Here is a 12,643-nt window from a genome sequence, read left to right as displayed (position 1 = left end):
CGGCTCACAGGAAAGTGCCGGACGGGACGTACGGGGCCGGCGGGCGCATGCCGCGCAGGCACAGATAGCCGGAGTTGGCCGGTGTCAGTCCCGCGGCCAGCCCGACGTCCACCGCCCACTGCTGATCCGCCGTCAGGAAGCCGACCCGCGCGTCGGTCCCGCGCGGCACGGCCAGCAGCGCCGCCGTCAGCAGCCTGCTCGCCAGCCGCCGCGAGGTCGCGGCCAGCAACTCGACGGTGCCGGACTCGTGCAGGTAGACGTAGCCGCTGCCGGCCAGGTCGTCGACGACCAACAGGCCGTGGTGGCGCAGCAGTTCGTCGTGGTCCGGTCCGTGCGCGCCGCCGCGCAGCCGCCGGTCGACCGAGTCCATCAGATCGCGGTGCTTGACCGTCCCCTCGTGCACCGGGCCGTCCGGGGCGGGCAGCCGGTCGCGGTCGACCGGGCCCGACAGCCGCATCGTCGGGTGCAGCGTGAAGCCCGCCGCGCGGTACATCGCCGCGGGACGCGGATCCGACGGGGCGCAGATCATGCCGCGCAGGCAGGACCGCCCGTACGTCATCGCCGCGGCCAGCAACTCCCGTGCCACGCCCTGCCGTTGGAGCCGGGGCACGACCGCGATCAGGGACAGCGCCCAGGTGCCCTCGCGCCGGGTGGACAGCACCGCGCCGACCGGCGTCCCCTCGTCGTCCCAGGCGGTCCAGCACCCGCCGCCGTCCGTGCGGGCCAGGTGCCGGAACAGCGCCCGGCCCATCGCCCGCTCCCGCTCGGAGACGGTACGCGGCGGTCGGCCGCGGTCGGCGCGCGACGCGGCGAACGCCTCGTCGGCGACCTGCGTCACGGCCTTCGCGTCGTCGAGGGTGTCGCGGAGCGGGCGCAGCAGCATGCCGCACATCCTGCCGCGCACGACGCCCCCGGCACCATGCCGGGGGCGTCGCGGAGGCCGACGGGCAGCAGGCCCGAGGGTGTTGGGCTACGGGAGCGCCAGCATGCGTTCCAGCGCCAGCTTCGCGTAGTGCTCGGTCTCCTTGTCGACCTCGATGCGGTTGACCACCGTGCCGTCGGCGAGCGACTCCAGCGCCCAGACCAGGTGCGGCAGGTCGATGCGGTTCATGGTCGAGCAGAAGCAGACGGTCTTGTCGAGGAAGACGATCTGCTTGTCGGGGTGGGCCTTGGCCAGGCGGCGCACCAGGTTCAGCTCGGTGCCGATCGCCCAGGCGGAACCGGCGGGCGCGGCGTCCAGCGCCTTGATGATGTACTCCGTCGACCCGACCTGGTCGGCGGCGGCGACCACCTCGTGCTTGCACTCGGGGTGCACCAGCACGTTGACGCCGGGTATGCGGGCGCGCACGTCCTCCACCGACTCCAGCGAGAAGCGGCCGTGCACCGAGCAGTGGCCGCGCCACAGGATCATCCGCGCCGCCCGCAGCTGCTCGGGTGTCACGCCGCCGCCCGGCTTGTGCGGGTTGTAGACCACGCAGTCGTCGAGCGAGAAGCCCATGTCGCGCACCGCGGTGTTGCGCCCGAGGTGCTGATCCGGCAGGAACAGCACCTTCGTCCCCTGCTCGAAGGCCCACTCCAGGGCGCGCTTGGCGTTGCTGGAGGTGCAGATGGTGCCGCCGTGGCGCCCGGTGAACGCCTTGATGTCGGCGGAGGAGTTCATGTACGAGACGGGCACCGTCACGTCCGCGATCCCCGCGTCGGTCAGCACGTCCCAGCACTCGGCGACCTGCTCGGCGGTGGCCATGTCGGCCATCGAGCAGCCCGCGGCCAGGTCCGGCAGGATCACCTGCTGGTCGTCGCCGGTGAGGATGTCGGCGCTCTCCGCCATGAAGTGCACACCGCAGAAGACGATGTACTCCGCCTGCGGCCGGGCCGCCGCGTCCCGGGCCAGCTTGAAGGAGTCACCGGTCACGTCGGCGAACTCGATGACCTCGTCGCGCTGGTAGTGGTGACCGAGGACGAAGACCCGGTCGCCGAGCCGCGCCTTGGCCTTGCGGGCCCGTTCCACCAGGTCGGGGTCGGAGGGCGCGGGCAGGTCGCCGGGGCACTCCACCCCCCGCTCGCTGCGCGGGTCGGCCTCGCGACCGAGGAGCAGCAGAGCGAGCGGCGTGGGCTGTACGTCCAGCGGTTCTGTGGTGGTCACGGGCGTTGCGCCCTTTCTCTCTGCACACACTTCTCGTCTAATTGACGTTATTCATGATAGCCCGTTCGCGTCAGATTGACGATGGCCATCGTGTCGATGTGACGCATCCCGCTGCCCCCGGGGGCCGGGCCGCCGCCGGTGGGCGGCACGTCGCCCGGTGACCCGGCCCGGCCCGGCGGCGGGCGCGTGACCGTAGCGCGCCGGGTGTGCGAGCATGAACGTCAGACGGAAGCGGATAAGCCGGACCAGGCCCGCCGCCCGGCCCGGGAATATCTCCGGGGCGCCGACGGTTTTCAGTCGGCGGCACAAGGCAGAAGTCCAGCGCAGACCCGAAGCGCGAAACCACCGGGAGTGAAGCAGATGACGGTTCAGGACGAGACCAACGCGAACACGACCGCGAGCGACGGCATCATCCTGTCCGACGCCGCCGCGTCCAAGGTCAAGTCGCTGCTCGACCAGGAAGGCCGCGACGACCTCGCGCTGCGTGTCGCCGTGCAGCCCGGTGGCTGCTCCGGTCTGCGCTACCAGCTCTTCTTCGACGAGCGCTCGCTCGACGGCGACGTCGTCAAGGACTTCGGCGGCGTCAAGGTCGTCACCGACCGGATGAGCGCCCCCTACCTGGGCGGCGCCTCCATCGACTTCGTCGACACCATCGAGAAGCAGGGCTTCACCATCGACAACCCGAACGCCACCGGCTCCTGCGCCTGCGGCGACTCCTTCCACTGAGCCCGAGGGCCCGCCACGGCGGGCCCCAGCGCGTCAGCCCCGTGGCGGCGCGTCCCGGATCACCGGGGCGCGCCGCCACGGGCGTTTCCGCCGGGTCGTGTCAGCGGGCGGCGGCCACCGCGCGGCCGTCCGAGGAGTCGTAGACGGCGCGGGAACCCAGCGGCCTGGCGAGGGTCACCCGTACGCTCATCGACCGGGCCAGCATCGGGCAGACCCGGTGCGGCTGCTTCGGCGTCGCCGTGACCGCCACGCGCACCGCGCTGCCGCTCTGCCCGGTCACCTTCCCGGCGTAGTCCGCGCACAGCCCGCCCCAGAAGCGCAGCACCAGCGCCCGCCCGTCCGTGGTGTACGAGGTCACCGGCGCCCCCGTGCCGGACGCCGCCGGGGCGCTGGGGCCCGGCGACGGGCTGGACGAGGCCGACGGGCCCGGCGCCGGCGGCGGCGTGCCCCCGCCCTGCGCCAGCGCGGACTGCGCGACCGTGCTCACCGGCGCCGACCCGGACGCGGCCACCTGGAACAGCCACGACGGCACCAGCTCCTCGGCCCCGGGGCTCCCGGAGGCGAACCGCGCCGACAGGCCGAAGACCGCGCCGCGCACCAGCAGCGGCGGCGTGGAGGCGAGACAGGGCGCGCTGCCCCGGACCGGCGCCGTGGACGCCGTGCCCCGGGCGGGCGGCGTGGACGAGTGCAGCAGGGGGCCACCCGGGTCGACCGGCCCCGGCGCCGCCCCGGAGCGCGCCGTGCCCGTACCGCCGCCCGGGTGCTCCCGGCCGCACAACCCGGGCCCGGACGCCGCCGCCGCGCGCCGCAACTGGTCCAGCGCGACCGCCGCGCTCGTCACCGGGTACGCGGCCCCCCGCGTCAACGGCGCCAGCCGCCCCGAACCGCTCACCACCCGGCCGTCAGGACCGATCACCAGCGTCGTGCGCCACCCGTACGTGGGCAGCCCGCCGACCACCGGATCGGCCGTCACCGTGCGCAGCCCGCCGGAGGCCGCCGAGGTCCCGGAGGCGTCCACCCGCGCCCCGCCGAGCCCCAGCGCCGCCAGCACCGGGGCCGCGTCCCGCCGCGCCACGTCCTGCGCGACCGCAGGACCGCCCGGCGCGGAGGTCCCGCCGGTGCCCGAGGCGCCGTAGCAGACCCCGGCGCCGGAGACGGTGCGCCGGGCCGCCGCGCAGCCGGTGCCCGCGCCCGCCCGCGCGAACGCCCAGCCGCCGGGGGAGTCCTGCGCCACCTGGAGGGTCGGCCCCGCACCGCTGGAGCCCGCCTTCCACAGGCCGTCCGCCGCCGTCACCGTGCCCGGCACGCCCAGCGCCGCCGCCAGCCGCGTCACCTGGTCGCGGGAGACCGCGCCGCCCGGCCGGTAGACGTGCGCCGAGGCGGGACCCGCGGGCAGGCGGCCGGTGAGCCGGTAGGCCTGCGCCGCCGGGGCGCCGTCGCCCTGCCCGTCGGAGCCCGCGGCGCCGGTGGCGGACGCGGGGCCGGTGCGGGGCGTGGGTCCCGCGGCCGGGCGGGCCGGGCCGTGCGACGAGGCCGCCGCCCAGTAGCCGCCACCGCCCGCCAGGACCACCCCGGTCACCAGCGCCACCGTCAGAGCCGCCCGGCGCCGGCGGCGCGGCGGCACTCCGCCGCCCCGCTCGTCGCGCGCCATGTCCTCAGCCGCCCGCTCGCGTTCGCCGTCCACGATCCGCTCCCTTGCCCGGCGTTCGTCCGGTCGATGTCCGAACCGATGCTGACGCGGTTTGGACGGAACGCGGCGCATTGCGGTTCCGCACCGGCGCGCCGGGGGCGTGGAACGGCAACGCCCCCGGCGTCGTGCGCCGGGGGCGGAGGGGCGGGAATCCGGCCGGGATCAGCCGCCGTAGTCGGGCATTCCGGCGACCGCGTGGCGGGACGCCTCGGGCACCGTCGTGCCGTGGATGCGGGAGGGCGGCACGGGCTCGTGCGGGTGCGCGCGCGGCGTGGCCCAACGCGGCGCGATCCGGCGGCAGTCGCCCAGCAGGTCCCCCGCCGAGCCGGAACCCGTGCCGTCGTGACCGGGGTAGCCGGGGAAGTCGGGGAACTCCGGCGGCTCGGCGGCGGACGGCGGGCGGGACTGCGGGTGCTCGGACCCTCGGTCTGAGGTGTTCATCATCGCTCCCGGTCGGGCGTGCGGGCCCGTACGGCGGACCCTGACACTGCCGACTCTAGGCACCCGCCGCGCCGGGTGATACCTGTACGTTCCGGTAATTTCGCGGTGTCGCGCCCCGGCCGCCCCCGCCGTGCGGCGGACGGCGGCGGGATGGCGCGCTCCACTGTGTCGTGCCGCGCGGCCGGGCGGGTAGCGTGGGCTGGTCCGGTAGCGGTACCCGGTACCGGACCAGCCAGCGCCACCGAACCGCCATCGACCCCGTAGGAAGCAGACTCCTCGTGCGTATCGCTGTCACCGGCTCCATCGCCACCGACCACCTGATGACCTTCCCCGGTCGTTTCGCCGACCAGCTGGTCGCCGACCAGTTGCACACCGTCTCGCTCTCCTTCCTCGTCGACAACCTCGACGTGCGCCGGGGCGGCGTCGCCGCCAACATCTGCTTCGGCATGGGCCAGCTGGGGGTGCGGCCGCTGCTGGTGGGCGCGGCCGGAGCCGACTTCGACGAGTACCGCGCCTGGCTCGACCGGCACGGCGTCGACACCTCGTCGGTGCGCATCTCCGAGGTCCTGCACACCGCCCGCTTCGTGTGCACCACGGACGCCGACCACAACCAGATCGGCTCCTTCTACACCGGTGCGATGAGCGAGGCCCGGCTCATCGAACTCCAGGCGGTCGCCCAGCGGGTCGGCGGGCTCGACCTGGTGCTGATCGGCGCCGACGACCCGGAGGCGATGCTGCGCCACACCGAGGAGTGCCGCTCGCGCTCCCTCCCGTTCGCGGCGGACTTCTCCCAGCAGATCGCCCGGATGGACGGCGACAACATCCGGATACTGCTGGAGGACGCGGCCTACCTGTTCTCCAACGAGTACGAGAAGGGCCTCATCGAGTCCAAGACCGGCTGGACCGACGAGGAGATCCTCGCCAAGGTCGGCACCCGGGTCACCACCCTCGGCTCGCGCGGCGTGCGCATCGAGCGGGTCGGCGAGCCGGCCATCGAGGTCGGCTGCCCGGAGGAGGAGCGCAAGGCCGACCCCACCGGCGTCGGCGACGCCTTCCGGGCGGGCTTCCTGTCCGGCCTGGCGTGGGGCGTCGGCCACGAGCGGGCCGCGCAGGTCGGCTGCATGCTGGCGACGCTGGTCATCGAGACCGTCGGCACCCAGGAGTACCAGCTGCGCCGCAACAACTTCATGGACCGCTTCGCCAAGACCTACGGCGACGACGCGGCCGGCGAGGTCCGCGTCCACCTGTCGTAACCCCCCTCGCGCCGGGACACGGCCGCCCGGGCCCGCGCGGCGCCCCGGGCGGCCGTGTCCGGTACCGCTACGACAGCCGCCGCACCACGTAGGCCACACCGCGCGCGGCCTCCCGCTCGCCGACGTACTCCTGCCCGCGCATCCCGCACCACGCGGGGATGTCGAGCCGGGCCGCCTCGTCGTCCGACAGCACGGTGACCGTCGCGCCGACCGGCACGTCACCGATGACCTTGGCCAGTTCGATGACCGGGATCGGGCAGCGGCGGCCCAGCGCGTCCACCACGAGACCGGCCTCATCGAGGGTGGGTTCCTCGCGCACCGGCGCGGCCGGCACGTCCAGCGAGCCGCGCACCCGGGTGACGACCTCGGGCAGCACCCGCAGGAACTCCTCCACGTCCCCCTCGGTCGTGCCACGCGGCAGCGACACGCGGACGTTCCCCTCCGACAGCACGCCCATCGCCCGCAGCACGTGGCTGGGCGTCAGAGTGCTGGACGTACAGGACGATCCGGACGACACGGCGAACCCCAACCGGTCCAACTCGCCCAGCAGCGCCTCCCCGTCCACGTACAGGCAGGAGAACGTGACCAGGTGGGGCAGGCGGCGCACCGGGTCGCCGACCACCTCCACGTCGTCCAGCAGCATCGGCACCCGCTCCCTGATCCGGTCCACGAGCGCGCTCAGCCGGGCCCGTTCCGCCGCCGCCTCGGCACGCACCGCGCGCAGCGAGGCCGCCGCCGCCACGATCGCGGGGAGGTTCTCGAAGCCCGGGGCACGGCCGCGTTCCCGCTCGTCGGACGGGCCCTGGGGCGCGAACCGGACACCCTTCCTGACCACGAGCAGTCCGACTCCGGGCGGTCCGCCCCATTTGTGGGCGCTCGAGGCGAGCAGCGACCAGCCGCCGTCCACCGCGCCCCAGCCCAGTGACTGCGCGGCGTCCACCAGCAGCGGCACGCCCGCCCGCGCGCAGTCGGCCGCCACCTCCTCGACCGGCTGGGTGGTGCCGACTTCGTGGTTGGCCGACTGGAGGCACGCCAGCGCGGTGTCGGGCCGCAGGGCCGCCCGGTACGCCTCGGCCGTCACCCTCCCCGCCCGGTCGACGCCCACCTCGGTGACCGTGCCCCCGGCCGCCCGGTGCGTCTCGGCCGCGTGCAGCACGCAGGAGTGTTCGACCGCCGAGGTGACGAGATGACGACCCGTCCGGCGCCGCCCGGCCAGCGCACCGGCCACCGCCGAGTGGACGGCGTGGGTACCCGAAGGGGTGAAACTCAGTTCGTCCGGGCGGCAGCCGACCGCCTCGGCGGCCGCCTCCCGCGCGGCGTCGAGCAACACCCGGGCGCGGCGGCCCTCGCGGTACAGGCGGGCGGGGTCGGCCCATCCGTCGTCCAGCGCGGACAGCAACGCCTGTCGCGCGACAGGATGGAGGGGGGCGGTCGAAGCGGCGTCGAAGTACGGCACCCGTGCACGCTATCCGGCGGGTTTCCACCCCTCGTCAAACCGGGGGCCATCCGGGGGTTTCCACCCCTTCGAGGGCCATACGCGGCCTCGTCCGGCGCGTTGGTACCCCTGGCCGCGTGGCCTGGAAAAGCGTCCAGTAGGGTTTGGTCCGCATAAACATCCACACCCTGCCCGCGCCAGGGCGCCGACCGACGCAAACGGCCGGGATCCCGGACGCGCGGGCGAGACTCTCGGGAAGGCGCTACGTGAGTCCCAACGGCTCCGACCGCAAGTCGCGGCGCCCGATGCGGCGGCGGTTGCCGCAGGCGTTGGCCGCGGGCCTGGTCCTGGTGACCGCTACCGGTTGCTCCTACAAGGACTTCCCCCGCCTCGGCATGCCCAGCCCCGCCACGGAACAGGCACCGCGGATCCTTTCGCTCTGGCAGGGCTCCTGGGCCGCCGCGCTGGCGACCGGCGTGCTCGTCTGGGGCCTGATCCTGTGGAGCGTCATCTTCCACCGGCGCAGCCGGACGAAGGTCGAGGTTCCTCCGCAGACCCGTTACAACATGCCCATCGAGGCGCTGTACACGGTCGTCCCCCTCGTCATCGTCGCGGTGCTGTTCTACTTCACCGCACGCGACGAGTCCGACCTGCTGAAGGTCTCCAAGAAGCCGGACCACATCGTCAACGTGGTCGGCTACCAGTGGAGCTGGGCCTTCAACTACGTCGAGCACGTGCCCGGCACGCCGACGACCCCGGTGGACCTCCAGAAGAACTCCGAACTCGCCTCCATCCCGGCGAGCGCCCTGGAGGGCGCCCCGGCCGACGCCAACGGCGTCTACGAGACGGGCATCCCCGGCGAGTGGACCAAGGGCAACCCGAGCCCCGGCCCCACGCTGTGGCTGCCCGAGGGCCAGTCGGTGAAGTTCGTCCTCACCTCGCGTGACGTCATCCACGACTTCTGGGTGATTCCGTTCCTGATGAAGATGGACGTCATCCCGGGCCACACCAACGTCTTCCAGGTCACGCCGGACAAGCTGGGCACCTTCCGCGGCAAGTGCGCGGAGCTGTGCGGTGTCGACCACTCCCGGATGCTGTTCAACGTCAAGGTCGTCACCCCCGCGCAGTACCAGCAGCACCTGAAGGACCTCGCCAAGGCGGGCCAGACCGGCTACGTCCCGGCGGGCATCCCGACCACGGGTAACACCGAGAACGCCACCACGAACGGTCAGCCGGGTTCCAGCACGACCGGGAGTAACCAGTGAGTATCCTCAACGAACCCCAGGGCACGGCCGAAACGGACGACTCGTACGCCGACGAGGTCCCGGTCCGCAGCCGTAAGCCCGGCAGTGTGGTGGTCAGCTGGCTGAGCACCACCGACCACAAGACCATCGGCACGCTCTACCTGTCGACGTCGTTCGCGTTCTTCTGCATCGGCGGCATCATGGCGCTGCTCATGCGCGCCGAGCTGGCCCGCCCGGGCCTGCAGATCATGTCGAACGAGCAGTTCAACCAGGCGTTCACGATGCACGGCACGATCATGCTGCTGATGTTCGCGACGCCGCTGTTCGCCGGTTTCACCAACTGGATCATGCCGCTGCAGATCGGCGCGCCCGACGTGGCGTTCCCGCGGCTGAACATGTTCGCCTACTGGCTCTACCTGTTCGGCTCGCTGATCGCGGTCGGTGGCTTCCTCACCCCGCAGGGCGCGGCCGACTTCGGCTGGTTCGCGTACTCCCCGCTGTCCGACGCGGTCCGCTCGCCGGGCGTCGGCTCGGACATGTGGATCATGGGTCTGGCGCTGTCCGGCTTCGGCACCATCCTCGGTGCGGTCAACTTCATCACCACCATCATCTGCATGCGCGCCCCCGGCATGACGATGTTCCGGATGCCGATCTTCGTCTGGAACGTGCTGCTGACCTCGGTGCTCGCCCTGCTGGCCTTCCCGGTCCTGGCCGCCGCGCTGCTGGCGCTGGAGGCGGACCGCAAGTTCGGCGCCCATGTGTTCGACGCGGCCAACGGCGGTGCGTTGCTGTGGCAACACCTGTTCTGGTTCTTCGGGCATCCAGAGGTGTACATCATCGCGCTGCCGTTCTTCGGCATCATCAGTGAGGTCATCCCGGTCTTCTCCCGCAAGCCGATGTTCGGCTACCTGGGCCTGATCGCGGCGACCATCGCCATCGCGGGCCTGTCGGTCACCGTGTGGGCGCACCACATGTACGTCACCGGTGGCGTACTGCTCCCGTTCTTCTCCTTCATGACGTTCCTGATCGCCGTTCCAACAGGCGTGAAGTTCTTCAACTGGATCGGAACGATGTGGAAGGGGTCACTGAGTTTCGAGACCCCGATGCTCTGGGCGATCGGCTTCCTGATCACCTTCACCTTCGGTGGTCTGACCGGCGTCATCCTGGCCTCGCCGCCGATGGACTTCCACGTCTCCGACTCGTACTTCGTGGTGGCCCACTTCCACTACGTGGTCTTCGGCACCGTGGTGTTCGCGATGTTCTCCGGCTTCCACTTCTGGTGGCCGAAGATGACCGGCAAGATGCTGGACGAGCGGCTCGGCAAGATCACCTTCTGGACGCTGTTCGTGGGCTTCCACGGCACGTTCCTGGTGCAGCACTGGCTGGGCGCCGAGGGCATGCCGCGTCGTTACGCGGACTACCTCGCGGCGGACGGCTTCACCACGCTGAACACCATCTCGTCGATCAGCTCGTTCCTGCTCGGCATGTCGATCCTGCCGTTCTTCTACAACGTGTGGAAGACCGCCAAGTACGGCAAGAAGGTCGAGGTCGACGACCCGTGGGGTTACGGCCGCTCGCTGGAGTGGGCGACCTCCTGCCCGCCGCCGCGGCACAACTTCCTCACCCTGCCGCGCATCCGCTCCGAATCCCCGGCGTTCGACCTCCACCACCCGGAGATCGTGGCCATGGAGCTGGCGGAGGCCGGCCACGGTGCCCAGCTGACCGGTGGCAAGGAGGCCGGCAAGTGAAGCTCCAGGGCAAGATGTTCTTCGGCCTGGCGGTGTTCCTGCTGGCCACGGCCATCGTCTACGGCCTGTGGGCCAAGGAGCCGGCGGGTACCACCGCGCTGTTCCTGACCTTCGGCCTGAGCGGCATGATCGGCTTCTACCTGTCGTTCACCGCCCGCCGGGTGGACACCGGCGCGCAGGACCGGGAGGACGCCGACGTCGCCGACGACGCGGGTGAGCTGGGCTTCTTCAGCCCGCACAGCTGGCAGCCGCTGATGCTGGCCTCCGGCGGCGCGCTGGCCTTCCTCGGCATCATCTTCGGCTGGTGGCTGCTGTACTTCGCCAGCCCGGTGATCCTGGTGGCCATCTTCGGCTGGGTCTTCGAGTACTACCGGGGCGCCGACCAGCGCTACTGACCCGCCGACCCGGCAGGCAGGCACCGCACAGGGCCGGGGCCCGGACACCGCACACACGGTGTCCGGGCCCCGGCCCTTCGGCGTTCCCGCGCCGCGTCCCACCGCCGTACCCGCGGGGCACCCGGACGGAGGGCCCGGCGGAGGCCGCTTATACCCGGTGGCCCCCATTTGCCGGAACGCAACGCGCCGAGCGGCGCGACTTTTCATACGTTGTGACCATGAGTCAGACATCTCCTCGCCGAACGGCGATATCCCGCCTCCCGTACCTCGCGCTGCTCGCGCCCCTGGCGGTCGCGCTCGCCGCCTGCGAGGGCTCGGGGAACCCGCTGGCCTCTGCGCCCTACGACGCCGCCAAGCAGGTCGCGTTCAGCGACACCGACGGCAGCAAGCAGGTGGACCCCAACAAGCCGCTGGAGGTGACCTCCAAGGGCGGCAGCCGGATTACCGACGTGACCGCCACGGACGGCACAGGACGCGTCGTGCGGGGCGAACTCGACGCCAAGGGCACCAAGTGGCACAGCACCGCTCCGCTGGCCGCAGGCGTCCACTACACGGTCCGGGTGAGCACCGAGAACGACGACGGCGCGCCGGGGCTGCAGACCATCGGCTTCGACACCAAGGCCGCCAACAACCTCCTCGACGTCACCTTCGGCCCCGACTCCGGGACCTACGGCGTCGGCGAGCCGGTCACCGCGGCGCTCAGCAAGCCGGTGACCGACCCGGCCGCCCGCGCCGTCGTGGAACGCTCCCTGCACGTCACCTCCACGCCCTCGGTCACCGGCTCCTGGTACTGGGTGGACAGCCGCACCCTGCACTACCGTCCCAAGGAGTACTGGCCCGCGCACGCCACCGTCAGCGTCACCAGCGGCCTGAACGGCGTGCAGGTCAGCAAGGGGCTGTACGGCGGCCCGGCCAAGTCGGTGACGATGAACATCGGCGACAAGGTCGTCGCCCTCACCGACGCCTCCTCCCACCAGCTGACGCTCTACCGCGACGGCGACGCGGTGCGCACGGTGCCGGTGACCACCGGCAAGCCCGGCTTCGCCACCCGCAACGGCATCAAGGTGGTGCTGGAGAAGCAGTCCTTCGTGCAGATGAAGTCCAGCACGGTGGGCATCGCGGCGGGCAGCGCCGACTCCTACGACCTGCCGGTCTACTGGGCCACCCGGGTGACCTGGAGCGGCGAGTACGTGCACGCGGCGCCCTGGTCGGTGGGATCGCAGGGGGTGGCCAACACCAGCCACGGCTGCACGGGCATGAGCACGGAGAACGCGCACTGGTTCTTCGACCAGGTCGAGCCCGGCGACGTCGTCCAGGTCGTCAACAGCGAGGGCCACGACATGGAGCCGTTCGGCAACGGCTTCGGTGACTGGAACGTGCCGTGGGACAAGTGGGTCCAGGGCAGCGCGCTGGGCACCAAGGCGGCCTCCGCCAGCCAGGCGGACGACACCACGCACCGCGGCGACCCGGCCCGCCTCTCGCCCCGGGTCTGACCCCCGGAGCCAGGGCGTCCCGGGACGCGTGCCGTACGCGCCCCGGGACGTCCGCGTGCCGTCGTCCCGTGGTCC

Annotated in this window: 11 protein-coding genes; 6 read left to right on the top strand and 5 right to left on the bottom strand. The window is 72.3% G+C overall.

Annotation, left to right across the window (positions count from 1 at the left end; all coding sequences use genetic code 11):
- Positions 1–4: 4 nt before the first annotated feature.
- Positions 5–883 (bottom strand): GNAT family N-acetyltransferase, encoded by an 879-nt coding sequence (locus tag K7472_RS15495; protein ID WP_222978302.1) that lies wholly within the window; start codon positions 881–883, stop codon positions 5–7.
- 87 nt (positions 884–970) lie between these two features.
- Entirely contained in the window at positions 971–2,143 is a 1,173-nt protein-coding gene (gene nadA, locus K7472_RS15490; protein WP_222978301.1) for a quinolinate synthase NadA, read from the bottom strand.
- 360 nt (positions 2,144–2,503) lie between these two features.
- On the opposite strand from nadA, the gene K7472_RS15485 reads away from it, so the two are divergent.
- Positions 2,504–2,869 (top strand): HesB/IscA family protein, encoded by a 366-nt coding sequence (locus K7472_RS15485; protein ID WP_109453012.1) that lies wholly within the window; start codon positions 2,504–2,506, stop codon positions 2,867–2,869.
- 100 nt (positions 2,870–2,969) lie between these two features.
- On the opposite strand, the gene K7472_RS15480 is transcribed toward K7472_RS15485, so the two are convergent.
- Positions 2,970–4,553 carry a hypothetical protein gene (locus tag K7472_RS15480; protein ID WP_222978298.1) on the bottom strand — a complete coding sequence of 528 codons (1,584 nt, stop codon included), beginning with the start codon at positions 4,551–4,553 and terminating at the stop codon, positions 2,970–2,972.
- Positions 4,554–4,721: 168 nt separating this feature from the next.
- Positions 4,722–5,000, bottom strand: a complete 279-nt coding sequence (locus tag K7472_RS15475) for a hypothetical protein (protein ID WP_222978530.1) — start codon at positions 4,998–5,000, stop codon at positions 4,722–4,724.
- Between the two features lie 278 nt (positions 5,001–5,278).
- On the opposite strand from K7472_RS15475, the gene K7472_RS15470 reads away from it, so the two are divergent.
- Positions 5,279–6,253 carry a carbohydrate kinase family protein gene (locus K7472_RS15470; protein WP_222978291.1) on the top strand — a complete coding sequence of 325 codons (975 nt, stop codon included), beginning with the start codon at positions 5,279–5,281 and terminating at the stop codon, positions 6,251–6,253.
- Positions 6,254–6,320: 67 nt separating this feature from the next.
- On the opposite strand, the gene K7472_RS15465 is transcribed toward K7472_RS15470, so the two are convergent.
- The gene (locus K7472_RS15465; RefSeq protein ID WP_222978289.1) at positions 6,321–7,709 is read right to left on the bottom strand and encodes a cysteine desulfurase/sulfurtransferase TusA family protein; all 1,389 of its coding nucleotides are present in this window, start codon (positions 7,707–7,709) and stop codon (positions 6,321–6,323) included.
- Positions 7,710–7,954: 245 nt separating this feature from the next.
- Here K7472_RS15465 and ctaC point away from each other — a divergent pair, with 245 nt between their 5' ends.
- From ctaC to K7472_RS15445, 4 genes are all read left to right on the top strand, one after another.
- On the top strand, positions 7,955–8,953 hold the full coding sequence (gene ctaC / locus K7472_RS15460) for an aa3-type cytochrome oxidase subunit II (RefSeq protein ID WP_222978287.1): 999 nt from the start codon (positions 7,955–7,957) through the stop codon (positions 8,951–8,953).
- A complete protein-coding gene (ctaD, locus tag K7472_RS15455; protein WP_222978285.1) occupies positions 8,950–10,680 on the top strand; it encodes an aa3-type cytochrome oxidase subunit I in 1,731 nt (576 codons plus the stop codon). Before ctaC ends, ctaD begins: the two co-directional genes overlap by 4 nt.
- Positions 10,677–11,075, top strand: coding sequence for a cytochrome c oxidase subunit 4 (locus tag K7472_RS15450; RefSeq protein ID WP_222978283.1), 399 nt, complete (start codon positions 10,677–10,679; stop codon positions 11,073–11,075). Before ctaD ends, K7472_RS15450 begins: the two co-directional genes overlap by 4 nt.
- A 218-nt stretch (positions 11,076–11,293) precedes the next feature.
- Complete coding sequence (locus tag K7472_RS15445; RefSeq protein ID WP_222978281.1) at positions 11,294–12,568, top strand: L,D-transpeptidase; 1,275 nt, start codon at positions 11,294–11,296, stop codon at positions 12,566–12,568.
- The last annotated feature ends 75 nt before the right edge of the window (positions 12,569–12,643 follow it).

Source organism: Streptantibioticus parmotrematis, assembly GCF_019890615.1.
In the GTDB taxonomy this organism is placed as follows: domain Bacteria; phylum Actinomycetota; class Actinomycetes; order Streptomycetales; family Streptomycetaceae; genus Streptantibioticus_D; species Streptantibioticus_D parmotrematis.
The sequence above is the reverse complement of the archived record's forward strand: the minus strand, read 5'-3'. Positions and strand labels throughout refer to the sequence as shown.

Coding starts and splice junctions, on each gene's coding strand:
- K7472_RS15495 (WP_222978302.1), bottom strand. CDS start 883: ATGCTGCTGCGCCCGCTCCGCGACACCCTCGACGACGCGAAGGCCGTG.
- K7472_RS15485 (WP_109453012.1), top strand. CDS start 2,504: ATGACGGTTCAGGACGAGACCAACGCGAACACGACCGCGAGCGACGGC.
- K7472_RS15475 (WP_222978530.1), bottom strand. CDS start 5,000: ATGAACACCTCAGACCGAGGGTCCGAGCACCCGCAGTCCCGCCCGCCG.
- K7472_RS15445 (WP_222978281.1), top strand. CDS start 11,294: ATGAGTCAGACATCTCCTCGCCGAACGGCGATATCCCGCCTCCCGTAC.